At 64.2% G+C, this 24,670-nt stretch carries 22 protein-coding genes; 2 read left to right on the forward strand and 20 right to left on the reverse strand.

Features of this window, described 5'->3' with window-relative positions; genetic code table 11:
* Positions 1–159 precede the first annotated feature (159 nt).
* The 3 genes from FOM02_RS23540 to FOM02_RS23550 form a co-directional block, all read right to left on the reverse strand.
* Positions 160–1,326 carry an AI-2E family transporter gene (locus FOM02_RS23540; RefSeq protein ID WP_159073939.1) on the reverse strand — a complete coding sequence of 389 codons (1,167 nt, stop codon included), beginning with the start codon at positions 1,324–1,326 and terminating at the stop codon, positions 160–162.
* A gap of 303 nt (positions 1,327–1,629) precedes the next feature.
* A complete protein-coding gene (locus tag FOM02_RS23545) occupies positions 1,630–1,947 on the reverse strand; it encodes a BA14K family protein (RefSeq protein ID WP_027561051.1) in 318 nt (105 codons plus the stop codon).
* Positions 1,948–2,132: 185 nt separating this feature from the next.
* On the reverse strand, positions 2,133–3,338 hold the full coding sequence (locus tag FOM02_RS23550; protein ID WP_027561052.1) for an ABC transporter substrate-binding protein: 1,206 nt from the start codon (positions 3,336–3,338) through the stop codon (positions 2,133–2,135).
* A 252-nt stretch (positions 3,339–3,590) separates the two neighbouring features.
* On the opposite strand from FOM02_RS23550, the gene FOM02_RS23555 reads away from it, so the two are divergent.
* On the forward strand, positions 3,591–4,448 hold the full coding sequence (locus FOM02_RS23555; protein WP_084334533.1) for an alpha/beta fold hydrolase: 858 nt from the start codon (positions 3,591–3,593) through the stop codon (positions 4,446–4,448).
* A 392-nt stretch (positions 4,449–4,840) separates the two neighbouring features.
* Here the strand turns inward: FOM02_RS23555 and ftsH are convergent, their stop codons facing one another.
* From ftsH to tolQ, 11 genes are all read right to left on the reverse strand, one after another.
* Positions 4,841–6,784 carry an ATP-dependent zinc metalloprotease FtsH gene (gene ftsH / locus FOM02_RS23560; RefSeq protein ID WP_265442156.1) on the reverse strand — a complete coding sequence of 648 codons (1,944 nt, stop codon included), beginning with the start codon at positions 6,782–6,784 and terminating at the stop codon, positions 4,841–4,843.
* 294 nt (positions 6,785–7,078) lie between these two features.
* A complete protein-coding gene (locus FOM02_RS23565; RefSeq protein ID WP_265442157.1) occupies positions 7,079–7,693 on the reverse strand; it encodes an ATP-binding protein in 615 nt (204 codons plus the stop codon).
* Between the two features lie 65 nt (positions 7,694–7,758).
* Positions 7,759–8,163 (reverse strand): tol-pal system protein YbgF, encoded by a 405-nt coding sequence (gene ybgF, locus FOM02_RS23570; RefSeq protein ID WP_265442158.1) that lies wholly within the window; start codon positions 8,161–8,163, stop codon positions 7,759–7,761.
* Between the two features lie 112 nt (positions 8,164–8,275).
* Positions 8,276–8,584, reverse strand: a complete 309-nt coding sequence (locus FOM02_RS23575) for a hypothetical protein (RefSeq protein ID WP_265442159.1) — start codon at positions 8,582–8,584, stop codon at positions 8,276–8,278.
* A 188-nt stretch (positions 8,585–8,772) separates the two neighbouring features.
* Positions 8,773–9,261 (reverse strand): peptidoglycan-associated lipoprotein Pal, encoded by a 489-nt coding sequence (gene pal / locus FOM02_RS23580; RefSeq protein WP_027561057.1) that lies wholly within the window; start codon positions 9,259–9,261, stop codon positions 8,773–8,775.
* Between the two features lie 300 nt (positions 9,262–9,561).
* Positions 9,562–10,293: an N-acyl amino acid synthase FeeM domain-containing protein gene (locus tag FOM02_RS23585; RefSeq protein ID WP_027561058.1), complete on the reverse strand. Its 732-nt coding sequence runs from the start codon at positions 10,291–10,293 to the stop codon at positions 9,562–9,564.
* 177 nt (positions 10,294–10,470) lie between these two features.
* The gene (locus FOM02_RS23590) at positions 10,471–12,807 is read right to left on the reverse strand and encodes a putative bifunctional diguanylate cyclase/phosphodiesterase (protein ID WP_265442160.1); all 2,337 of its coding nucleotides are present in this window, start codon (positions 12,805–12,807) and stop codon (positions 10,471–10,473) included.
* A 255-nt stretch (positions 12,808–13,062) separates the two neighbouring features.
* Positions 13,063–14,409 (reverse strand): Tol-Pal system beta propeller repeat protein TolB, encoded by a 1,347-nt coding sequence (tolB, locus tag FOM02_RS23595; RefSeq protein WP_035730331.1) that lies wholly within the window; start codon positions 14,407–14,409, stop codon positions 13,063–13,065.
* Positions 14,410–14,450: 41 nt separating this feature from the next.
* Positions 14,451–15,410, reverse strand: coding sequence for a hypothetical protein (locus FOM02_RS23600; RefSeq protein ID WP_027561061.1), 960 nt, complete (start codon positions 15,408–15,410; stop codon positions 14,451–14,453).
* 4 nt (positions 15,411–15,414) lie between these two features.
* The gene (gene tolR, locus FOM02_RS23605) at positions 15,415–15,867 is read right to left on the reverse strand and encodes a protein TolR (RefSeq protein WP_027561062.1); all 453 of its coding nucleotides are present in this window, start codon (positions 15,865–15,867) and stop codon (positions 15,415–15,417) included.
* A gap of 43 nt (positions 15,868–15,910) precedes the next feature.
* Entirely contained in the window at positions 15,911–16,627 is a 717-nt protein-coding gene (tolQ, locus tag FOM02_RS23610) for a protein TolQ (RefSeq protein ID WP_027561063.1), read from the reverse strand.
* Between the two features lie 694 nt (positions 16,628–17,321).
* On the opposite strand from tolQ, the gene ggt reads away from it, so the two are divergent.
* Entirely contained in the window at positions 17,322–19,028 is a 1,707-nt protein-coding gene (ggt, locus tag FOM02_RS23615) for a gamma-glutamyltransferase (protein ID WP_035730333.1), read from the forward strand.
* A gap of 89 nt (positions 19,029–19,117) precedes the next feature.
* Here ggt and FOM02_RS23620 read toward each other — a convergent pair whose 3' ends face one another.
* From FOM02_RS23620 to FOM02_RS23645, 6 genes are all read right to left on the reverse strand, one after another.
* Positions 19,118–19,828: an SDR family NAD(P)-dependent oxidoreductase gene (locus tag FOM02_RS23620; protein ID WP_027561065.1), complete on the reverse strand. Its 711-nt coding sequence runs from the start codon at positions 19,826–19,828 to the stop codon at positions 19,118–19,120.
* A gap of 24 nt (positions 19,829–19,852) precedes the next feature.
* The gene (locus tag FOM02_RS23625; protein ID WP_265442161.1) at positions 19,853–20,620 is read right to left on the reverse strand and encodes a serine O-acetyltransferase; all 768 of its coding nucleotides are present in this window, start codon (positions 20,618–20,620) and stop codon (positions 19,853–19,855) included.
* A gap of 90 nt (positions 20,621–20,710) precedes the next feature.
* On the reverse strand, positions 20,711–22,477 hold the full coding sequence (locus FOM02_RS23630; protein WP_265442162.1) for an outer membrane protein: 1,767 nt from the start codon (positions 22,475–22,477) through the stop codon (positions 20,711–20,713).
* 120 nt (positions 22,478–22,597) lie between these two features.
* Positions 22,598–23,566, reverse strand: a complete 969-nt coding sequence (locus tag FOM02_RS23635; RefSeq protein WP_027561067.1) for an AraC family transcriptional regulator — start codon at positions 23,564–23,566, stop codon at positions 22,598–22,600.
* A 145-nt stretch (positions 23,567–23,711) separates the two neighbouring features.
* Positions 23,712–23,993 carry a hypothetical protein gene (locus tag FOM02_RS23640; RefSeq protein ID WP_209440381.1) on the reverse strand — a complete coding sequence of 94 codons (282 nt, stop codon included), beginning with the start codon at positions 23,991–23,993 and terminating at the stop codon, positions 23,712–23,714.
* Positions 23,994–24,142: 149 nt separating this feature from the next.
* The gene (locus FOM02_RS23645; RefSeq protein ID WP_027561068.1) at positions 24,143–24,634 is read right to left on the reverse strand and encodes a DUF2852 domain-containing protein; all 492 of its coding nucleotides are present in this window, start codon (positions 24,632–24,634) and stop codon (positions 24,143–24,145) included.
* Positions 24,635–24,670: the final 36 nt, after the last annotated feature.

Genomic DNA, 24,670 nt, shown 5'->3' on the forward strand with positions numbered 1-24,670 from the left:
ACGCGCAAAAGCGTGATGTCAGCTTCCGGGTGAGGTGCAGGCTCGCGCTGGCAAGCCGGCCGTCTCCGTTTGACCCCAACCCGACATTGGCCCCTTCGGCGCAGGAAATGCGTCAGATCGCTAGCAAGATTTGATACGGAGCAGCAACTGCGCGAAGCATCAGATCGCTTGGCCATCCGCAGCAGCCGTGAGTAGGGCGGAGTTCTCGCTGCCTGTCGATGACAGCCGACGCAACGCCACCATCGCGCACAAGAGAATGGGCACGCCCAGGAACGCGCCAACCGGTCCCCACATCCAGGTCCAGCAAGCGATGGAGAGGAAAACGAGGAATGGATTGATCGTGAGCCGATGACCGATGAGGGTCGGCGTGATGACTTGCCCCTCCAGTACTGTGATGCCGAGATAGGCGATCGGCGCGATGACTGCATGACTGAGCGCGGAAAACGCAATGAGACCGACAACGAACAGCGTCGCGATGATGGTCGCGGGACCCAGATAGGGTATGAAGTTCAGTACCGCCGCAAGCATGCCCCACAGGAACGGATGTGGCAGCCCCACAAGCCAGGTCAGCACCGTGGCGGCAATCCCGAGACAGATGTTCACGACGGTCAACGTGCCGAAATAGATCGACGTGTTGACCTGAATATCCTTGAGAATGTCCGTTGCTGTTTGGCGCGCACTGTGATTCTGGAACAGCAGTAGCATCCCACTCTGAATATCGCGCTGGTAAATCAGGTGGAAGACCAGCGCGACGACAAAGATCAGGGCTTGACTGACCAGAGGCGTCAGGACGGAGAGGATGGCAGTTACAATATTGGGAGAGGACAGGTTGACGGCGCTCGCGCTCTGGTCCTCGCCGGTCACTTGCGAGAGCGCGTTGCCGATCTCCTCGAAGAACGCGAGCGGATTTCCCAAGGTCTGCAGGCGTTCCTTGAGGAGCACACCAAGTTCACTCGTCCGCCCGACCCAGTAGGTCAGCGGAACGGTCAGGACCCCGACTATCACCACCATGCTCGCGATCAGGAGGAAGACCAGGACAGTCGATGTGAGCGGACGCGACAAACCTCGTCGCTCGAGGCCGTCGACCACAGGCAGCAGCACCATGGCAATCACCCACGCCAACAGCACCGGCACAACTACGCTCGCCATGCTGTAGGCGATGCCGGCCAGAGCGAGGACGAACAGCCCGACGACCGAAATCCGTACCGCCCAGTTCCAGCTCTCCACCGAATCGAGCATCGGCGTCCGTGGCTCCGGGCCTCCCACGCGAAGAACGTAGTGCAGGTGGCGTGCGGTTTCGACAGTTCTACCGGGCTGCATGCTCATGCTCTCTCCCCGGATTCTGGCGCATCGCGGTGTGTCGTCGGTGATTGCCGCACGACCCATCCAGCAGCGGGTACCAAGCAGAAAGTCTCGCGATTCCGCTTCTCCATTGATCTAGATCAAGCGACCAAGAATAGACTTTGATGCCCCTACCAAAACCGGAGCTGCGGCTACTCCCGGCACATCGCCGTGGCCGGGACAAGCCCGGCCATGACGCTGTGGAAGCTTCAGTGCCCCAAGCTGTTGGGCCATATGCGGTAGCCCTCCCCGCAAGGGGGAGGAAAAGCACCTTCGCCGCGCGTCCTGTTACCTGCAGGGATGGCGGTTGCCGTCGAAACCGAGATAGGTGCCCGTCGCCGGATCGAACGAGCGGAAGCGCGCGGCGCACGAACGCGACATAGCGCCGTCAGCGCGCGCCAGGACGTTGCCCACGCCTGCCGCGCCGTCCGGCAATTCGAGGCCGCGCCGGCCCGCCGGCGTCAGCGTGCCGTTCAGGTTGCGATTGGGGTTCTCCGCTTCGTACGTATCCGGATGACTGCTCGCAAAACCGGATTGCGCATAGGCGGTGGTTGCAGTCAGGGCCGACAGCACAGCCACGGCAGCGAGGATTTTCAGTCCAGTCATCGTCGATCTCCATCATTGACCGGTGCAGCGTGCGGCCGGCGCGATGGGAAGTGGATCGAGATGATGTGTAGGACAAGCTCGCCGGGCTCCAGATTCGCCACCGGGCGTGATCTGACCGTTCAAACACAGAAAGAGTCGTTTGCTTATGCAACGCGGCAAGCTCCGCGTTGCGCGCCAACGCGGAATCAATTCCCCGTCTGCAGTTCGCCAAAACGCTCCCAGCTCTTGCCGTTGAAGCGCATGAACTGCATCTGGTCGACCGGGACGTGATCGATCGGGCTGGTGTTGACCTTGATGCCGGGCAGCAACATCGGCAGTTCGAGATCACGAATCGCATAGGCCTGCTTCAGGATGTTCTCGGTCGAGAGGTCGTCGCCGCAGGCCTTCAGCACCGCCTCCAGCGCCATCGCGCTGTTGTAGGAATTGACGTAGTTGGTGTCGTGCTGATCGGCCTCGGGCACATACTTCGTCATGAACTCGCGCCAGCCCTTGACGCCGGGATCATCCTTCCAGGCGGGATCGTCGGGGTCCTTGACGTAGGCGGTGGAGAGAATGCCGGTGCCGGCCTCCAGCCCTGCGGGCTCCATCACCGTCGAGACCCACACCGCGACGTTGGAGAGGAACGTCATCGGACGCCAGCCGATCTCGAAGGATTTTCTGATGGCTTGCGCGGCGAATTTCGGCGTCGCCGCGATCACGAACACGTCGGCGCCTGAGGCCTTCAGCTTGACGATCTGCGAGTCGATGGTCGGATCCTGGATCTCGTAGGTGGCATTGGTGACGACGGAATCGTATTTCTCGCCGAGCACGTCCTTGAGGCCGGCGAGATAATCGCGGCCGTAATCGTCGTTCTGCGAGATCACGGCGAATTTCGCGTTGGGATTCTTCGCCAGCGCATAGCGGGCATAGAGCCGTGCCTCGTAGCGGAACGGCGCCTGCACGCCCATCGTCGCCTGCGGATATTGTGCGATGTCGGCGAATTTCGAGGCGCCGGAGCCGATGAACAGCTGCGGTACGTTTTTGCTCTGCAGATACTTTGCGATCGCCGTGTTGTGGGCGGTGCCGATCGAGGAGAAGATCAGCGCGACCTCGTCGCTCTCGACCAGCCTGCGGGTCTGCTCGACCGATTTCGGCGGCGCATAGCTGTCGTCGAGCGAGATCAGGTTGACCTTGCGGCCGTTGATGCCGCCCTTCTCGTTCAGCATCTTGAAATAGCCGACCTCGCCCTTGCCGAGCGCGCCGAAGGCCGACACCGGCCCGCTATAGGGCATGGTCTGGCCGATCCTGATTTCGGTTGGCGTGACGCCGCGCATCTCGGCAGCGATGGAAGCGGCAGGCAATGTTACAATTGAAACGGCGCCAAGCACGCCCAATGCCCTCGCAAAGCGCATCGGCTTCCCCTCCCCTTTGTTGGTGCGATTACGCCGCACCTTTATTTGAAGGGAGCATGCCATGACATTGCGGCGAACTCCAATCATTATCAGTGACGGCTATCGTAGGGTGGGCAAAGCGACTTGTCTCGCCGTAGCTCGAAGAGCGAAGGCGGAAGCGTGCCGACCATCGCGCGCACGGCGTAGGAGTGGTGGGCACGGCGCGTGCGCCTTTGCCTACCCTACGACCGATCGCCAACAGGAATACACATCATGCTGCTTCGCAATCTCTTCGCCGCGCTTCTCGTCACGATCTCGCTCGGCGCGGCGCATGCGGCGCCGCGATGGCTGAATCTGCCGCCGACGCCGACCTTGCCGAAGGCGGCGCAGAGCGGCCTCGCGCCCGTCAACGGGGTGAAGATCTGGTACGCCATGTTTGGCCGCGGCGAGCCCGTCGTGCTGCTGCATGGTGGCCTCGCCAACGCGAGTTACTGGGGCCACCAGGTCCGCGCGCTGCAAGGCCGCTATCAGGTCATCGTCATGGACAGCCGCGGGCATGGGCGCAGCAGCCGCAACCAGGAGCCCTACGGCTACGATCTGATGGCCTCGGACGTGGTCGCCCTGCTCGACCACTTGAAGATCAAGAAGGCCGCGATCGTCGGCTGGAGCGACGGCGCCATCATCGGCCTCGACATCGCGATGAAGCACCCGGAGCGGGTGAGCAGGCTGTTCGCCTTCGCCGCGAACTCCGATCCGTCGGGCGTTGCGGACATCGCCTCGAGCGACGTCTTCAACGCCTACATCGCGCGGGCCGGCGAAGAGTACAAGCGCCTCTCGCCGACGCCGACGGACTACAAGAGCTTCGTCGCCGAGATTACGAAAATGTGGGAGAGCCAGCCGAAATGGACGGCCTTGGACCTCGCGGCGATCAAGGTCCCGACCTGGATCGTCGACGGCGACCACGACGAGGCGATCAAGCGCGAGAACACCGAGTTCATGGCGGCGAACATTCCGGGAGCCGGCCTCTTGATCCAGCCGGAGGTCAGCCACTTCTCGTTCCTGCAGGATCCCGAGCAGTTCAGTGATGATGTGTTGCGGTTTCTCGGGCGCCGAGATGCGGCGCCGAAGTGAGATATCGTAGGGTGGGCAAAGCGCAAGCGTGCCCACCACTTCCGTTGTGACTGCGAGAGATCGTGGGCACGGCGCTGCGCGCCTTTGCCCACCCTACAAGGCTGTTGTTGTTGCGAGCACAACTGCATCAATGACGGAGTTCGTGGTGACGGCGCGCGACACTCCAGTGTCCCGGACGCGCTGCAGCGTGCAACAATGCTGCGCAGAGCCGGAACCCAGAAAGCGACACGGCAGGATGCAGAGACATGGGCCCCGGCTCTGCGGAGCGGCACTTCGCGCCGCACCGCGTCCGGGGCACGAGACCTGAGTCTCGGGCGCAACTGCATCAATCTCGGCAACAAAAAAACGCGGCGTTTCCGCCGCGTTTTTCAATTCGATTGACCGCTCCGCTATCAGGCCTGCGGCTGCGGCTCCAGGCCGGGGTCCGGATCGGGGGGCCGGGGTCCGGATCGGGGCGCGGGCGCGACTTGCCGGCCGGGGGGCACGGCGGAGGCGCGCGGCGTGGTCGGTTCGAGCACGGACTCGCGGTTCGGCTTCTTGCCCTTGAGCAGGTCGACGATCTCGTCGCCGGTCAGCGTCTCGAACTCGAGCAGGCCCTTGGCCAGAGCTTCGAGGTCGGCGTGCTTCTCGGTGAGGATGCGGGTCGCTTCCTTGTAGCCTTCCTCGACCAGGCGCTTGATCTCGGAGTCGATCTTCTGGACCGTGGCTTCAGAAGCGTTCTGCGTCCGCGACACCGACATGCCCAGGAAGACCTCGTCCTGGTTCTCGCCATAGGAGACGGTGCCGAGCTCTTCGGACAGGCCCCAGCGCGTCACCATCATGCGGGCAAGGCGCGTGGCCTGCTCGATGTCGGAGGCGGCACCGGAGGTGACCTTCTCGCGGCCGAAGATCAGCTCTTCGGCGACGCGGCCGCCCATCATGATGGCGAGGCGCGAGGTCATCTGCTCCAGCGACATCGACAGCTTGTCGCGCTCCGGCAGCTGCATGACCATGCCGAGCGCACGGCCGCGCGGGATGATGGTCGCCTTGTGGATCGGATCGGTCGCCGGCACGTTGAGGCCGACGATGGCGTGGCCGCCCTCGTGATAGGCCGTCAGCAGCTTCTCTTCCTCGGTCATGACGAGCGACTTGCGCTCGGCGCCCATCATCACCTTGTCCTTGGCCTCTTCGAACTCGGCCTGCGTCACCATCCGCTTGTTGCGGCGGGCGGCGGTCAAGGCGGCCTCGTTCACGAGGTTCATCAGGTCGGCGCCGGAGAAGCCCGGGGTGCCGCGCGCGATGGTCTTGAGGTTGATATCCGGGGCCAGCGGCACCTTGCGGACGTGAACCTTGAGGATCTGCTCGCGGCCGACGACGTCGGGATTGGGCACCACGACCTGACGGTCGAAGCGGCCCGGACGCAGCAGCGCGGGATCGAGCACGTCGGGGCGGTTGGTCGCGGCGATCAGGATCACGCCCTCGTTCGCCTCGAAGCCGTCCATCTCGACCAGCAGCTGGTTCAGCGTCTGCTCGCGCTCGTCATTGCCGCCGCCGAGACCGGCGCCACGGTGACGACCGACCGCGTCGATTTCGTCGATGAAGATGATGCAGGGCGCGTTCTTCTTGGCCTGCTCGAACATGTCGCGGACGCGGCTGGCGCCGACGCCGACGAACATCTCGACGAAGTCCGAACCCGAAATGGTGAAGAACGGCACGTTGGCTTCGCCCGCGACCGCGCGCGCGATCAGGGTCTTACCGGTGCCGGGAGGGCCGACCAGCAGCACGCCGCGCGGAATGCGGCCGCCGAGGCGCTGGAATTTGCCGGGGTCGCGCAGGAATTCGACGATCTCCTGGAGGTCCTGCTTGGCCTCGTCGACGCCGGCGACGTCCTCGAAGGTGACGCGGCCATGCGCTTCGGTCAGCATCTTGGCGCGCGACTTGCCGAAGCCCATCGCCTTGCCGGCGCCGCCCTGCATCTGCCGCGACAGGAATATCCAGACACCGATCAGAGCGATGAAGGGCAGCCAGGAGACCAGCAGCGAGACGAACCACGGCACGTTGTCGCCGGGCGGCTTCGCGGTGATCTGGACCTTGCTGTCATAGAGGCGCTTCACCAGCGTCGGGTCGCTCGGCGCATAGGTCTGGAAGCTTGAGCCATTGGTGAAGGTGCCGTGAATCTCCGGCCCCTGGATCACGACGTCGCGCACATTGCCGCGGTCAACTTCGCTCAAGAGCTGGGAGAAGGCGATATCCTGCGAGGAGGCGCGCTGACCCGGATTCTGGAAGAGCGTGAACAACGCCAATAGCAGCAAGACAATGATGACCCAGAGGGCGAAATTGCGCAGATTGGCGTTCATCGATCTTCCTTCGTGGTCGCGCGGATCGCGGCCCTGATCCTTCGGGAGCTATTTGCCCATTTATCTGGCCCAGTTACCGTGGGCAATGCGAGGAAATCCCCAAGGAATCCCCATCGTTAGACGTATACAATCTAGGTGCCGCCCCCGTCGCTGCCAAGGGAACGAGATGGGACTATTTATCCCATCTTAGAGCGATTCCCGCTGAAATAATGGCGAGCTGGCCGGGGTTTTTCCTGCCTGGTTAAGGTGTCCTGACGCGGTACGGCGGGAAACGGCCGGTGTCATGATCCGCTCTCACCGGCCTTTGGACCGCCGGGCCGGCGCCGGCGCGATGTGGATACGCCCCCCGGCAAGGCTGATCAAGGCTCCCGCAAGGGTCTGCTTCAGGATCGCACGGCCATTTGCGGGTGCACGGCGGCTTGCCGGCCGATCAGCGGCGATGGCCCGATCGAGCGCGGCCAGGAGGGTTTCGACCTTGCCGAGTTCCGCCGGCCCTTCATGACCGAGCGCGTCGATGGCCCGCAGCAGGAGCCGCAGCCGGACTTCCTCCGGAAGCAGGGCAAAGGCCGAAGCCTCGAAGCTTCGGCCAGCTGCCTGCGACGCATCGCCGCGATCCCGCAGGCGAAGGAAGCGCTCGGCGCCGTCGGCCAGCACCTCGACCGCCGCATTGGCGCGGGCGAGCCGCTCGCAGCCGCGCGCGGCTTCCGGACGCAGGCCGTGATCGACGGTGACGACAAGGAGACGAGGAGCGCGCGAAAAGCTGCGCCGCCAGCGCGCCGCGAGCCACATCAGCGCAACCGAGTCAGGGCCGCCGGAAACCGCGAGCACCAGCGCGGGTGCGCTCTTCAGCCCGGCGAAGAGCTGCTTCGCCTCGCGCGCCGAGATCGGTGAATTGTCGTCGTCTGACATGACGCTGCGAATCGTCCGCGGATGGATCGACTGTTTAGCGCAATGCCATCCGCTTTGTCAGCGGATCAGCACTTCACCCGCTTCTGCTCGCGGTCGACCGCGGCTTTGACGCCGGCCGAGGCGCGCGGATATTTGCGGCCGACCTCGCCGAAGGCGGCGCAGGCGGCTTCCTTCTCCTTCAGCGCCGCGAGCGACTGGCCGAGCCGCAGCAGTGCATCGGGCGCCTTGGCCGACTTGTCGTATTTGGTGGTGACGGCGAGGAAGGCCTCCGCGGAGTCCCGATATTGCTGGCGCTGGTAATAGCTCTCGCCGAGCCAGTATTGCGCATCGCCGAGCAGCGGGTCGCTCGGATATTTCTGCGCAAAATTCTTCATGGTCTGCTCGGCGAGCGCGTAGTCCTTGCGCTGCATGTAGCCGATGCCGAGGTCGAACTCGTCGCGCGGCGTTGCCGAGGGCGGCAGCGTCGTCAAGCCTGCGCCGCCTGATGGCGCGGGATAGCCCTGTTGCGCCGGGGGGATAGCCGGGCTGTGCGGCCGGCGCACACCTGCTGGTAGCGCGGGCTGGTGAACACTTCGAGGCTCGTCAATCGATCCATGGCCGCCGATTATCCCATCTCGATACCGGCGCCTGTCCGGGGGCGGCTTGCGCGCCGCCTTCGAGCGCACGCAGGCGCTCTTCGAGCTGGCGGTTGCGATATTGCAGCTCTTCGTTCTGGCCGGTGAGCTGGCGCAGCTGGTTCTCCAGCCGCTCGATCCGCATCTCGGGATCGTCATCCGACTGCGCCATGATCGACTGCGCCAGGACAGGCGAGCTCAAGACCACGGGCGAGCACAAGGAGAGCAGCGCGGCGATCGCCGCAGTGCCGGTAAGAACCTTAAATCTGGATGACATCTTGCCCTGACGACGAAAGCGAAATGGCCTGCGACGGAACCTTCGACGCGCCACACATTGAAGTGGAGTACGCCAAAAATGTGACTGCCACAAAGGGGTTTCTGTCACAGATCGCTGAAACGAAACCGGCGCCCGCGAGGGCGCCGGATCATCCAATTCTGAAGCTGAACGGCAGCTGACTGGACGCGTTACGAGCTCGCGTTCAGCACGGTGACGGCGCGCCGGTTCTGCGACCAGCAGGAGATGTCGTTACAGACGGCGACGGGCCGCTCCTTGCCGTAGGAGATCGTGCGCATGCGGTTCGGATCGATGCCGCGCGAGGCGAGGAACGAGCGCACCGACTGGGCGCGCCGGGCGCCGAGCGCGATGTTGTATTCGCGGGTGCCGCGCTCGTCGGCATGGCCCTCGATGGTGAAGGAGTAGCGCGGATAGGTCTGCAGCCACTGCGCCTGCTTCTCCAGGGTCACGATCGCCTGCGGGGTCAGATCGGTCTGGTCGCTCTCGAAGAACACGCGGTCGCCGACATTGACGACGAAGTCCTGCTGGCTGCCCGGCGTCGCCGCGCTTCCATTGGCGTCCATAGCCGCGTTCTTGTTGGCGCAGGCGCCCATCGACAGCGCGATTGCCACCACTGCGGCCAGCTTCAATCCCTGGAGGATACGCATAGGATAGTTCATTCCGGAGCCTCCACGCTCACGTTCGTCCACTGCTGTCCGGTCTACAGGGGGTTGGTTAAGCGAACGTTCCGTCAACCTTGACGGAACCTTGCTTCACACGGTCAAATGCCCCCAACCAGCGAAAAGCACCCATCATGGTTAATGGTTTGTAAATGTGGCGCGAGGGTGAAGGCAAGCCGCGCCGGCAAGCAAAATGCCGGGTTTTGCTGGAATTTTGGACAACAGAGGCCACGCGGCCACTTAATTCCGTGAAGACCCCCGGATGCCGTGAAGACCCCCGGGTCAGCCCGGGGACACGGCTCAAGCCGGACTGAGCGGCGCTGAAACCAGCATCGGCCGGGACACAGCCTGGCGCTGGCTGACACGGTCGAACAGCATCCGGCGCTCGAAAGCGCTCGAGCGCATGATCGGAAAGCGGGTCAGGACCCGCTCGCGGAGCGTCGCGAAATCCGAGGCCATCAGGACCACCTGGCGCGAATGCCAGCCCGGAAACGGCCGCGGCTCCGTGAGGGTCTCGTGCAGGAAGACGCGGCGATAGAACGCCTGGTGGTCCGTCCGCACCATCGCCAGGCCAAGATCGGCCTTGAAATGATCGCAGGCCAGATAAGCCAGCCGCAACGTCAGGTAGGGCAGTTCGTGAAAGCGCTGGCTCTTTTCGGGGTCCGCGGCAAACCGCGCCGGATCGACGAAAACCTCGCCGCGATCGAGCCGAGGGTGAAGAACGTCGCCGAACAATTCGGATGTGTAGGACATCCGCTGCTCAGACGTCAGGACGTGAAGGCGAAGAGAGCTACAGAGTTCGCCGTCGAGATAGATGCCGAAAATCCAGGCATTGGGCGATTCATCGTAGACGTCGACGATCCGCTGCGAGGCCGACGGCGAGATCAATCCGCCGTGCAGATAGGCCCGGTAGCGCATCTCGTAGAGGGCCTCTCGTTCCTCGGGAGTCTCGATGAGGCGGTAGTCGACCCGGTCGAACAGCCCTGCCCCCCGCATGTCCTGCGGTGCTCGCGGTTCGGCTCCTGACTTCATCTGGTACTCCCGACACTGCAAGCAACTTCCGCGAGTGCAGGGGAAGATTAATGAGTCCTTAATAGAATTGCAAAGGATTCGGGCCTTTACGGTTAACTTCCAGGCCCCGCAAGACTCCGGGGGAGTGCCAGAAACATACTGGAAACACAGGAGAAAACAGGAGGGCTGCGCGCGCCGCTAGGCGAAGGAGCGCGAGGAGATCGAAACGATCTGCGCGTCCGCGATGCGGCGGCCATGCGAGGCGTCGAGCAGCTGACGGATCCGGATCGCCGGCACGGGCCGGCTGAACAGGTAGCCCTGCCCTTCGGAGACGGTGCCGTCGGCGCTGATCAGCTCGAGCTGCTCGTTGGTCTCGATGCCCTCGACCACGACCGACATGCCGAGATCGGCGGACAGCCGCGCCACGCCGCGCAGCAGCGTCAGCGGACGATCGGTGTCGATCCCTTCCAGGAAGGAGCGGTCGATCTTGACCTTCTGCATCGGGAAATTGTGCAGGTAGCTGAGGCTGGAATAGCCGGTGCCGAAATCATCGAGCGAGATGCGCACGCCGAGCGCATGCAATTGCGACAGGATGTCGTGGGTGAGCTGGGTGTTGCGCAGCAGTGACGATTCGGTGATCTCGATCTCGAGACGATGCGCCGGCAGGCCTGAGACCTCCAGCGCATAGCGGATCTCGCTCAGCACGTCGCGCTGGTGGAATTGCTGCGGCGAGAAGTTGACGGCGACGCTGACGCCGTCCGGCCACTTCATGCATTCCATGCAGGCGCGGCGCAGGATCCAGCGGCCGAGATCGACGATCAGCCCCATGTCCTCGGCGACCGGGATGATGTCGACCGGCGAGACCGTGCCGCGCACCGGATGATTCCAGCGCAGCAGCGCCTCGCAGGTGGTGATCTTGCCGGACTTGAGGTTGACCAGCGGCTGGTAGAACAGCTCGAACTCCTCGTTGGCGAGCGCCTTGCGCAGGTCGAGCTCGAGGATGCGGCGCGCCTCGACGGTGGCCGCCATCTCGTCGCGGAAGAAGCAGAAAGTGCCGCGGCCGTCGGCCTTGGCTCGGTAGAGCGCCATGTCGGCGTTCTTCAAGAGCGTATCGGCACTCGCACCTTCCGGCGAGGTCAACGCGATGCCGACGCTCGCGCCGATCTCGACCAGATGATTGTCGATGCGGTAGCGCTCGCTCAGGCGTTCGACGATGCGGCGCGCGAGGGCAGCGGCATCCTCCGGCGCAGTGAGGTTCTGCTGGAACACGACGAACTCGTCGCCGCCGAAGCGCGCGACGAAATCCTCCGGCCGCAGCATCTCGCGCAGGCGATTGGCAACGGCGCAGAGCAGCTGGTCGCCGCAGGGATGGCCGAGCGTGTCGTTGACCTGCTTGAACTGGTCGAGATCGATGAACAGCAGCGCCGACAGACGCTCGGCCGAATGCGAGGCCGCCAGCAGGCATTCGATCTCGTTGCGGAAGTGGACGCGGTTGGGAAGCGCTGTCAGCTCGTCGTAGCGGGCGAGATGGGTGATCTTGGCCTCGGCGTTGCGCCGCTCGGTGACGTCCTCGAGCAGCACCACCGCGCCTCCATCGGCCATCGGCTGGACGGTCCAGGACAACGACCGGTTTCTCTGCGCGTCGGGATCGACGGTCACGATCTCCTTCGCCCGCGAACTCTCGATTTCGGCGACGATCGTCTCGCCGCTCGCAGCCGATATGGAGCCGGAGGAGACGCACGCCGCCACGATGTCGCGCGCGCTGACGCCGCTGCGAACGAGCGTGTCGGGCAGGTCCAGCATTTCGCCGAACCGGTGATTCATCACCGCGAGCTGCCTGTCGACGCCGAACATGCACAGGCCGTGCGGCATGTTGTTCAGCGCGGTGTCGAACTGGCCGGCGAGTGCCGCCTCGCGTTCGCGCGCCACGACCGCCCGCATGAAGATTTTGTGCAGGTTGGCGGAGAGCTGCATGATCGCCAGCAGGAACGCGGCGCTCACGATCGACATCGCCACGTAATAGGGCGTGGCGTGCCATGCCAGCGCCACGACCGCCGGCGCGAACATGAGCGCAGCCTGCAGATGGTAGATCGACGGACGGCCGTAAGTCCTCCCCGCACCCCCGCCGACAATCCCTGTGGTGATGGACAGCGCGATCATGTGGACGACGGCGTCGTCGGTGCTCACCAGAGCGAGGGCGCACCACGTTCCAATCGCAGCAGCCTGGATCACCGCGCCGACCAGATAGCGCTTCTGCCAGAGCGCAGCTTCTTCGGGGGTCAGGCTCGATTTGCGAGGCAAAAATCGCCACAGATCGAACAGGCGGATCGCTCCGGCCAGTATGATCAGGCCCAGGGTTGCCCAGGTCAGGAGCTGCCCGGTTCTCAGCGCGGTGATGGCCGCTCCGATCGCCACGAAGATGATTCCGGCAAGCAGCGGACCGGGGGCCTCGAAGAGAGAATCGATCTGCGCGGTCGACGCCTTCGGCGCGGCCTGTCCCCGATCGGGTTCTCCGGTCTGGCTTGCGAACTGCATCTGGTTTGTACGCGCGTCCTGTTTGACGCGTACTTTTACTCAGACCAGATGAAGTCTTTCTGAGGGAACATCGTTAAAGTCGAGTTGTTTTTCGGCAATAACGAATCTATTTCCGCTTATATATCAAGCAGCTAGGCAAGCGTTGCCGAGCACAAGGTAAAGGAACACTTGCCTTGCGCGGGCGACGCGAAAAAATCGGCGCTTTTTTTCGAAAACATCGCGCGTCTGAACGCGCGATGTCTTAGCCGCGTATCCTCATTGGCCGGCGGTCGAGGACAGCAGCGGCGACCACGCCGGATCGGAGGCGAAGCCCGGCGTCGGCACCTTCAGCTCGTTGCGGCCGGAAATGTCGACGGAGTACAGCGACGGTCCGGCATTGCCGCCGGGATCGCGGAAGAACATCAAGACGCGGCCGTTCGGCGAGAAGGTCGGACCCTCATTGTGGAAGCCGGAGGTGAGCAGCCGTTCGCCGCTGCCATCCGGCTTCATGACGCCGATCGAGAACTGTCCGCCGCCCTGCCGGGTGAAGGCGATGTAATCGCCCTTCGGCGACCACACCGGCGTCGAATAGCTGGCGTTGGTGTCGTCCTTGGAGAAGGAGATGCGCTGCGCCGGTCCCCCGCCCGCACCCATCACATAGATCTGCGACCTGCCGCCACGATCGGATTCGAAGCAGATGCGGGTGCCATCCGGCGAGTAGGACGGAGACGTGTCGATCGCCGGCGTGTCGGTGAGGCGCGTGGTCGAACGCGAGCGCAGATCCATCACGAACAGGTTGGAATTGCCGCCCTGCTGCAGGCTCATGATGACGCGCTGGCCGTCCGGGGAGAAGCGCGGCGCAAACGTCATGCCGGGGAAGTTGCCGACGATCTCACGCTGGCCGGTCTCGATGTTGAAGAGATAGACCTTCGGATCGCCCTGGCCGAACTCCATGTAGGTGATCTCTTGCGAGTTCGGCGAGAAACGCGGCGTCAGCACGAGATCAGAGCCGCGGGTGAGGTACCGCACATTGGCGCCGTCCTGGTCCATCATGGCGAGCCGCTTGACGCGGCGCTCCTTTGGGCCGGTCTCGTCGACGAACACGACGCGGCTGTCGAAATAGCCCTTCTCGCCGGTCATCCGTTCGTAGATCTGGTCGGAGATGATGTGGGCGATGCGGCGCCAATATTCCGGCGAGGTGAAATATTGCTGCCCCGTGAGTTGCTGGCCGGAAACGACGTCCCAGAGGCGGAACTCGGCCTTGAGACGGCCGTCCGGCTGCCGCGTCATGCGGCCGGTGACGAGGGCCTGCGCGTTGATGGTCTTCCAGTTCTGGAATTGCGGCGCCACGTCGATGTTGCTGATGCGCTCGATGAAAGCGGCCTGGTCGATCGGCGCGAACAGGCCCGAGCGCTTCAGGTTGTTGGTGATGACCTGCGTCACGCCGTTGCCGACGTCGCCGTCGGACGGCGAGCCCGGCACGAAATTGGAGATCGCGATCGGAATCGGCTGGAATTCGGTGGGATCGATGCGCAGCCGCGGCTGGCTCTGCGCGAAGGCGTATCCGCCCCCGAGCATCGCGAGCGTCGACCCGGTCAGGGTCATGAAGCGGCGGCGGTTCATCGATCGAGCGTCATTCATTGCAAAATTCTTTTGTTCGGATGTCACAACATGTCTTTCAGGCCGAAAGTCATCGGAATGAGCTTCCAGCTGTCGTATTGCTGCTTCGGCATGAACGAATAGACCTGGCACTGCACGATGGCGCGCTTGGCGCTCTCCGCCACCGCCTGCGCGATCGAGCGCGACGGTCCCCTCACCGCCACGACGATCGGCTCGGACGCGAGCGACCCGTCGATCTTCATGGGAATGTCGATGTCGGCTTCGTACTGATCCGCATCCTGCCCGTTATAGGTGGGTGTAAAGCAGCGCTTGACCGCACCCTGGAACGCACCGCGCCAGGTCGCGACGTTGTTGGCGGCGGTCCCGGTTGCCGCTCCCAGCGACGCCGATGCATTCAGCGTGGAGCCGGCGAGCTCATGCCGGGTCGCGGAGCGCTTGTCGAGATCGCGCTGGATCTGCGCAGGATCGAAGGTGCGCTCCTTGGGCTTCGGCTGCTGCTGCGGCTGCACCGCCGCGACCTTCTGCTCCACGGGCTTCGGCGGCGGCTTCTTCGTCTCCAGCTTCTTCTGGAGCTCGGCGATCGGATCTTCCTTGGCCGGATCAGGCTTCTTCTCCTGCGGCTTCGGCTCTTCCTTCGGCTTCGTCTCGGCGACGGGCTTGGGCGGATCGGGTTTCTTCTCGACCGGCTTCTCGACAGGCTTCGGAGGCGTATCGGGGGTCGAGTTGGTCTTGATCAGCTCTTTCTTCTCGGTGACCTTGCCGACGGCGTCCTCTTCCGGCTTGGCTTCCGCGATCTTCTCGACCTTGGGCTTCAGCTCTTCCTTCTTGCCGGTCTTCTGTCCCGCCATCATCTTGGCAAGCTGATCGGTGGAGATGATATCGATCGGAAGCGACTCTTCCGGCGCGATGTAGGCCTTGCTGCTAAAGGTGACGAGGCCCCATCCCAGCACGAGGACATGGAGGGCAATCGACGCAACGAGTGTCTTGTCGACCTTCACCTTCACCGGCCTAGGACCCCTGATCCGCTTCCGTGACGAGCGCCAGCTTCTTGAATCCGGCTCCCGACAGCAGCCCCATCACCTTGGCCACCGTGCCGTAATCCGCCTTCTTGTCGGCGCGCAGATAGATGCGCTCCTCGAGCCCGCCGCGCGCATCCGTGATCGCCTTCAGCTTCGGCACCAGCTCGTTGAGCGCGATCTCCTGGTCGTTGATGAACACCTTGCCCTTGATGTCGACCGACATCTGGATCGGCTTCTGGTCGTTCTGCTCGAGGCTCTTGGCCTGGGTCTGCGGCAGATCGAGCGGCACACCGACGGTGAGCAGTGGCGCCGACACCATGAAGATGATGAGCAGCACCAGCATCACGTCGACCATCGGGGTGACGTTGATCTCGGCCATGACCGGCTTGCGCCGGCTGCGGCGCCCACCGCTGCCGGACGAACTCGCGACGTTCATGCCCATGGTCTGGTGCCCAAATTGCCCTTCACACTATACATGCCGTCCGTCAGCCCCGCTCGTCGATCTGACGCGACAGGATGGCTGAAAATTCATCGGCGAAACCCTCGAGCCGCTGCGCCTGCCGGTTCACCTCGGAAGTGAACTTATTGTAGAAAATAGTGGCAGGAATGGCGGCGATAAGGCCGACCGCGGTCGCAAACAGCGCCTCCGCGATGCCCGGGGCCACCACCGCCAGAGAGGTATTTTTCGAGGCCGCGATCGACTGGAAGCTCGACATGATGCCCCAGACCGTGCCGAACAGGCCGACGAAGGGCCCGGCGGAGCCGACGGTGGCGAGCACCAAGAGCCGGCGTTCCAGCCGCTCGACCTCGCGCGCGATCGAGACGTTCATGACCTTGTCGATGCGCATCTGAAGGCCGGCGACCGAGCGGGCGTGGCTCTCGAACGAGCGCTTCCACTCGCGCATCGCCGCGACGAAGCAGGCGGCCATGGAATGCGTCGGCTTGGCCGAGAGGGTGCGGTAGAGCTCCTCGATCGACTCGCCGGACCAGAACGCCTGCTCGAAGCGGTCCATCGAGCGGCGGGTGCGGGAAAACAGGAAGATCTTGTCGATGGCGATCGCCCAGACCCAGACCGAGCAGGACAGAAGCCCCAGCATGACCCCCTTCACGATCCAGTGAGCCTGCCAGAACAGCGCGATCAGCGACACGTCCGCGGAAGCGGCAACCGGAAGGGCTGACTGAGCCACGTCGGCCGGATTCATAAGCAGTATCCTCTCAAGGCGATCGTTACCTGATGTCCGTGACAGCAAATGGCTGCCGGTTCCCCAATTGCCGCGCTAGCACCGGCGCGGCGGCAAGCCCGCTCAAAGCCTTGTCTGTCTGGGGTGCAGGGGCTGGTCCAAAGCCGGCCGCCTGCATTCCCTGCCAAGATGTCAAAACTATGGGCCTCGACGTCGGGCTTTGGGCGCGATTGTCCATGAATACCAGACCCCGCCGATGGTTAATGCCGGGTTACCAGGCGCGAATTTGGCTGCGGGAATGGTAGGCAGCGCAGGGGGATGGCCGTCTCGGCGCGGCGGGCGGCAGTATTTGGCCAGCGTGGGGTCCAAGGCTGCCAGCTACGTGGGAGGTCAGTTCCCTCCCCCCCCTGCGGGGGGAGGGTTAGGGAGAGGGGTGCCACACCGGGATTCTCTCCGTGACCGAGAAATCGGATGCGCACTACGGACACACCTTTTCCTGGGCCACCCCTCTCCCCCGCCCTCCCCCGCAAGGGGGGAGGGAGCGCGGGATGCGCCTCGGCAGGCAATCGTTCATTCGATCAGGCTGCCGTCCGCGGTCGATTTGCCCGACAAGTTCCGCCTGATAGGCTGCGCCCGCATCAACCAACAAGGGCCGGGACAGCCGGCCTCGCCAGGGGAGCACGCCGTGCAAAATCCGGGAACAAGCCTGCGGTGGATGACTGCCGCGATCGTATCGGTCAGCCTCGTCACGTTCAGCCCGGCGCGCGCCGCGTCGGTCGCGCCGGTCGCCGCCGAAAACGGCATGGTGGTATCCGCGCAGCATCTGGCGACCCAGGTGGGTGTCGATGTGCTGAAGCGCGGCGGCAATGCCGTCGATGCCGCCGTGGCCGTCGGCTATGCCCTGGCCGTCGTCTATCCGGCGGCCGGCAATCTCGGCGGCGGCGGCTTCATGACGATCAATCTCGCCGACGGCCGCAAGACCTTCCTCGATTTCCGCGAGACCGCGCCCAGGGGCGCGACCGCCAACATGTATCTCGACAAGGACGGCAACGTCATCAAGGGCATCTCGACCAAGGGGCATCTGGCCGTGGGCGTGCCGGGATCCGTCTCCGGGATGGAATATGCGCGCGAAAAATACGGCACCATGAAGCGCGCCGACCTGCTCGCCCCCGCAATCCAGCTCGCCGAGCAGGGCTTTGCACTGGACCAGGGCGACATCGATTTGTTGCGCACCGCCACCGCGGATTTTCGCGACGATCCCGCGTCGGCCGCGATCTTCCTCAACAACGGTCAGCCGTTCCAGGTGGGCGAAAAGCTGGTGCAATCGGAGCTCGCCAAGACCTTGCGCGAGATCAGCAGCAAGGGCACCGACGGCTTCTATAAAGGCTGGGTCGGCGGCGCCATCGTGGCCTCGAGCCAGGCCGGCAAAGGTCTAATCACGCAGGACGACCTCGACACCTACAAGACGCGCGAGCTCGCGCCTGTCGAGTGCGACTATCGCGGCTATCACGTGATTTCCGCGCCGCCACCGAGCTCGGGCGGCGTCATCATCTGCGAGATCCTGAACATCCTGGAAGGCTATCCGCTGAAGGAGCTGGGCTACCACTCTGCAGCGGCCGTGCACGTGCAGATCGAGGCCATGCGGCACGCTTACGTCGACCGCAACAGCTATCTCGGCGATCCGGACTTCGTGAAGAATCCGCTCGACCGTCTGCTCGACAAGAATTATGCGGCCAAGGTCCGCGCCGTGATCGATCCGAACAAGGCTGGCGTATCCAAGGACATCAAGCCGGGCGTCGCGCCGCACGAGGGCAGCAACACGACGCACTATTCGATCGCGGACAAGGACGGCAACGCGGTCTCGGTGACATACACGCTGAACGACTGGTTCGGCGCCAAGGTCACGGCGGCCAAGACCGGCGTGCTGCTGAACGATGAAATGGACGACTTCACGGCCAAGGTCGGCGTACCGAACCTTTATGGCCTGGTCCAGGGCGAGGCGAATGCCATTGCTCCCGGCAAGCGGCCGCTGTCCTCGATGAGCCCGACCATCGTCACCAAGGACGGCAAGACCGTCATGGTGGTGGGCACGCCCGGCGGCAGCCGCATCATCACGGCCGTGTTGCAGACCATGATCAACGCGATCGACTACGGCATGAACGCGCAGGAATCCGTCGACATGCCGCGCATCCACCAGCAATGGCTGCCTGATCTGACCAATGTCGAGACCTATGCGCTGTCACCGGACACGCAGAAGATCCTGGAAGGGATGGGCCACAAGTTCGGCCCGCCGCAGCCGGCGAACCATCTCGCGGTGATCGTCGTCGGCGCGCCGTCACTGAGCGGCGAGCGGGTCGGCAACAATCGCTATTACGGTGCGAACGACCCGCGCCGCAACTCGGGACTGGCGGCGGGGTATTGAAAGGGTGAAATGGCGAGTGGCGAATAGCGAGTGGTGATTAACAAAGAGGCGGCCTCCATTCGCCACTCCCAATTCGCCATTCGCTCGCTTCACCACTTCTCCTTCGAGGTCCGCACGTCGAGCTCGAACGACCAGGCGCGTTCGGGCTGGCGGTAGAGGAAAGTGAAGGCATCGACGATGCCTTCGATGTCGATCAGGCTGTCCTCGCGGCCGGCCGCGTCCGGAAAGCGCGAAAAGATCTTGTCGCCGGCGATGGCGCCATCGACCACGACGTGGCCGACATGGATGCCGTCGGCCGCGTATTCCTTGGCCATCGCCTGCGCCAGCGTGCGTAAGGCCGCCTTGGACGAGTTGAAGGCACCGTAGCCGGAGCGCCCGCGCAGCGAGGCGCTGGCGCCGGTGAAGAGCAGCGTGCCTGATTTCTTCGGCACCATGCGGCGGACCGCCTCGCGGCCGAACAGGAAGCCGCCAAAGCACACGACGCGCCAGGCGTTTTCGAAATAGTCGGCGTCCATCTCGATGATCTTGCCGGGCGTGTTGTTGCCGGCGTTGTAGATGGCGAGGTCGAGGTCGTCGCCGGCGGCATCGAACAGAGCGACGATGTCGTGCTCGCTGGTCGCGTCCGCGACGACAGGCACGGCCGCGCCGCCCGCGCTGGTGATATCGTCCGCAACCGCCTGCAGCGCGGACAGCGTCCGGCCCGCGACGATCACCTTGAGGCCGTCAGCCGCAAAGCGCTTGCAGAGCCGGGCTCCGAGCCCGCGGTCCGGGCCGACGCCGATCACGATTGCCGTCTTCATGGGACTCTCCAAAGCTTGATGGGATCACGCCGCCGAGGCGGGCTCGGGGAAGTTCGTCAGCCGCGCGGGATTGCCGACCGCGGTGCAGCCGGCGGGAATGTCTGACGTCACGACCGCATCGGCACCGATCCTGGCAAAGTCGCCGATGCTGATGTCGCCGAGAATGGTCGCGCCGCCGCCGATATAGACGCCGCGGCCGATGCGCGGCGAGCGCGCCGGCAGTTCACTATGGCGGCCAATGCTGACGTTCTGGAGGATGGTGACCTCGTCGGCGATCACGACATTGGCACCGATCACGATGCCGGTGGCGTGGTCGAGATAGACCGACGATCCGATGCTGGCGGCCGGATGAATGCTGATTTGCAAGACGTTCGACGCCTCGTTCTGAAACAGCAGCGCCGCGTCGCGATGGTCATGACGCCACAGCCAGTTCGAGACGCGCCAGGCCTGCAGCGCGACATAACCCTTGTAGTGCAGCAGTGGCGGCAGCAAATCGGCGATGGCGGGATCGCGGAGCGCGATGGCCCTGAGATCACGGGCGGCGGCTTCGATCACACTAGGCTCGCCGTGAAAGGCGTCGCGCGAAAAGGACGTGAAACGCGCGCACTCGGTGGCGCTGCCGCCAAGCCGCTGCCCGATCAGATCGGCCAGGGCGGCAGCGAAATCGTCATGGGCGAGGATGCTGCCCGCAAGCGCCTGGCCGAACACGGGATCGGCGGCGGCCGCGCGCTGCGCCTCGCTGCGGACCTTCTGCCAGAGATCGTCGCTCGCCTTGGTCGCAGCTTCCGCCATCGCCGCCTCCGGTCCCGCCTGCGTTCGCACCGGCAGATATAGGCGGTCCCTCGACGAGCGCCAGTCACCAAGACATAGCCTGTCCGGTCCTCAGTTGAACCGGTAGGCGATGCCGAACGTCGCCATGTGGCTCTGCGATCGCACGGAATTCGTTGTGTTCTGGGTCCCGAAGCAGTTGACGGTCTGAATACCGAATACGGGGTCATTGATGGTGGCGCTGCCGTTGCAATCGCGGGTCTGCGAGAAGCGGGCGGTGCCGAAATCGGCATAGCGATACTCGCCGCGCAGGATCCAGTTTTCGGTGAGCTTCATCTCGCCGCCACCGCCGACCGTGAAGCCGGTGCGGATCGTGGACTGCTTGATGATCGCCGGCGAGAGCAGGCCGGCGGTGCAGGCGCCGACCTCAGAGGCGACGAAGCCCGGCGCCGTGAACAGAGGCTTCAGGGCCGTATCGCAGTTCGAGGTCTGCTCCAGGCTCATCCAGGCCGCGCCGCCGGTGAGATAGGCGAGGAAGGCCGGATTGACGAAGTAGCCGACCCGCGCGCGGATGCTCGCGTCCCATTTGGTGCGGATACTGAAGCTGTCGTTCAGCCCGCCGCTGCCGCCGACGATGCCGCCGGGCAGATACCTGCCAGACACCGAGCTCTGGCGATCGGCCCAGCCAAAATCGCCTTCGACGCCGAGCAGCCATTTCGGATCGAACTGCCAGTTGTAGCCGACATAGGGGCTGAGCCGCGCGCTGCTCGTATCGAAATGATCGGTCAGGAAGCAGTCGCCGCACCCGCCCAGCAAGTTGAACGGCGGGAAGCCCGTCGAGGTAAAGGTGGCCGCATCGTTGCTGGAGCTGACCTGGTTCGCGCGGATGCCGGCGCCGACGCCGAGATAGGCGCCGCTCCAGGACGCAGCCGACGGCGCCGCCGCGTAAGCTGCCAGAGCCGTCACGCCCGGCGCATTACCGAACTTGTAGGCCAGGCCGAACGTTGCGGTGTGGGTCTTCAGCGACGTGTCGTAGCTGACCGTCTGCACGCCCGCTGCGGCGGTCCGGATATCGGTGTTGGAGAAATGTCCGTAGTCGGCAAAGCGATACTCGGCACGGGCGATCCAGTTCGGCCACAGCATCGCCTCGATGCCGGCGCCAACCGTGTAGCCGAGCTGGGTCCGGCTGTTGGTGATGGTTGCCGGCGCCAGTCCAAGGCCGGGCACGCAGGCGCCGTCGGCGCTCAGGAGCGTGCTGCAATTCGATGTGGTCTCGACATGGATCCAGGAGGGACCGGCCGTTCCGTACAGCAGCACGGCGGGATCGACCAGATAGCCGGCACGGCCGCGGATGCTCGCATCCCAAGTCGTCTTGAGCGCAAACGAGTTGGACGTCGACGCGCCGCCGTCGAATGGCGTTGCCGGATAGGCTGCGCCAAAGATCCGCGTGGTCTGGTCGGCATAGGCCACATCGCCTTCCAGGCCGAGAACCGTGCGTCCGATCTGCCAGTTATAGCCAAGGTAAGGGCTGATGCGGAATGCAGTGCCGTTGAAGGACCGTCCCGTCACGCACGGCAGGCCGGCGAAACAGTCGCCGGCAACGAACATGTTCTGCAGCACAAGAGGCGCGGTCGTGTCGGTTGCCGAATTGACGTTGACGCTGGATTCGCTTGCGCGGAATCCGAGGCCGGCGCCGACGTAGAAACCACCCCAGGCTTCGATCGCCGCGGGCGCTTGAAGATCGGCGCCTTGATCGGCAGATCGGCCGCGTTGGCCGCGTTGGCCGCGGAAACGGCCAGCAAACCAGCAAGAGCAGTCAAGGTCAGGCGCAGAAGTCGTGTCATTGCATTCCCATTCCAATCCGGGCCGCAGGACCCGCATTGGAGCTGTACAGGGGCGAGGCCAGCGCGACTTGGAGAGGACACGACTTGCGGCTGGGACTGGGCGCGACTGGGCGCGCTATTTGGCGCTCTGTTGCGCGCTTGCCACAAGGGACCGCTTCTATTCGGCCGATGGATGGGCCTTGCGATGCTCGGACGGAGACAGGCCGAAGCGACGGCGGAAGCAGCGATTGAAATAGGAGATGTCGCCGAAACCCGCGGCGAGCGCGAGACGGGCGATGCTCTCATGAGCCCTGAGCGGATCGGCGAGACTGGCATGCACTTGCGCCAGCCGCTCCTCCAGCACGAAGTCGTGGAAGGAGGTGCCCTCGTCGCGGAAAAGCTTCCTGATGTAGTCGGCCGAGACCCGCTGCAATGCTCCGATGCTTTCCGCCGACAGATCGCCGTGGCCGAGCCGCGATCTGATCGCGAGCTTGGCAAGGTTCAGACGCGCCGCGCGCGGGCCGTTGCCCTGGGCGGCGACCTCGTCCTCCGGCACACCGCAGATCAAGGCGATGAGATCGCGCAGATGCTGCGCGGCCAGACGCTGCATCTCCGCTCCGGCCGCTTCACCCATGGCCATGGCGCCGAGGACGTAGCCGCGCAGCAGCTTCAGCGCCGGCGCGCCCGGATCGATCGGCCGCAGCAGGCGGTCCTCGTAATCGCGGACGAACGGTGCAAGAGCCTGCCGGGGCAGTTGAACGCTGAGATGACGGCCGCGATCGAGCAGCGTGTGACGACCGACATCGCAGGTCGTCATCAGCACGGCACCGCCTTGCGGCACTTCCAGCTCGCGTCCGAGCTGAGAGGCCTCGGCGCGGCCGCGCAGCACCACCGCGAGGACAACGTTGTCGGAGGCCGTGGCAAGCAGCGGGCGCGTGATGCGGAAATGCGCCGGCGTCCGCCAGCCCGACGACAATCCCGCCGCAGGCAGGCGGCGCAATTCGGTTCGTGCCTCGAAGGGAAAGCCCGGGATCGGATCGATCTCGATGTTGAACAGCACGCGGCCATAGACCTCGCGCCAAACGGCGAGGCGATCGCGCTCGGGCAGCATGGCGGTGTCGAGCGAGAGATGTTGGGGCTGGGACATTCACAAAGTGCATTCACGGGGAGAGGCGAAGCCTCTTCGTCGCTAGTCGCCACAAACTGGTTCAACCCGTCAAGGTTGTCCGCCATTTTGTTGCGCCGCATGGGCGACAGCGTAAACGCTGCATGACAGTCGCGTTGACCGGGTGCTATGGCGCCTTGTTTTCCTGTGCATGGCCGTACACGACGCCGCAAAACGAGCGGCCGCCGGCACAAGAGCGAAAATGGCAGTCGGGATCGGCCGCGCAGCCGCCATAGACAGCGCCAATGTAGCCGAGCACCGCAAGGGCGGTCAGGCCGAGCAGAAAGCGCGTGTAGAGGTCCATGATGCGTTTGACCCAGACGTGAGCGCCGGCCAAAGCGGTGCTCGCAAGTCTTAGTGTCGGGCCGTCGGCAGTTGGTTCTGAAAACGGATGCTTCAACATCGTCATGGCCGGGCTTGTCCCGGCCATGACGACTGGTTGGCGGGTCCTGGTCCCAAACCAAACCGCCCGCCTGCGGGTTGCGCAGACGGGCGGCTCGGGGCCATCAGGACTTTGGGGGCATGCGCCTGAAGGCTTTGAGAGGTGTCGGCTTCAGATCAGCCCTGCTGCTGGTCGGTCGGCGGCGGGGTCGGACGCGTCTTGTGCTGCGCCATGAACTGGTCGAACTCTTCCTTGTCCTTGGCGTGACGCAGACGGGTCAGGAAATCCTTGAACTCGCGCTGCTCTTCCTCGAGCCGCTGCAGCGTCTCGGAGCGGTATTCGTCGAAGGCGCGGTTGCCGGAGGACGGCGGGCCGAACCCGAAGCCGAAGCCGCGGCGCTCCATGCGGTCACGCATGCGATCCATCTTGTACTGCATCCGCTCCATCTTGTTCTGCCAGCGATCCTGGTGGCTCCAGCACGACATTCTTCTGCTCCCGAGTGTGAAAAAGAGAAGGGCAAGTCCGATCGGCCACCAGATGATGAAGCCGAGAATGGTCACGGCAATCCAGCCAGGATGCCAGGGCGTATCGAGCATGTGGGGCCGCTCGTACGATTGCTGTTGGTCCGAGGGGCCGCGCCATCGATTGACATCAGCGGTGTAGGCCATTTCCCATCTCCATCACGGCACCAGCGCCGTTGTGAA

It is taken from the genome of Bradyrhizobium sp. SEMIA (assembly GCF_014844175.1).
Classification (GTDB): Bacteria; Pseudomonadota; Alphaproteobacteria; order Rhizobiales; family Xanthobacteraceae; genus Bradyrhizobium; species Bradyrhizobium arachidis.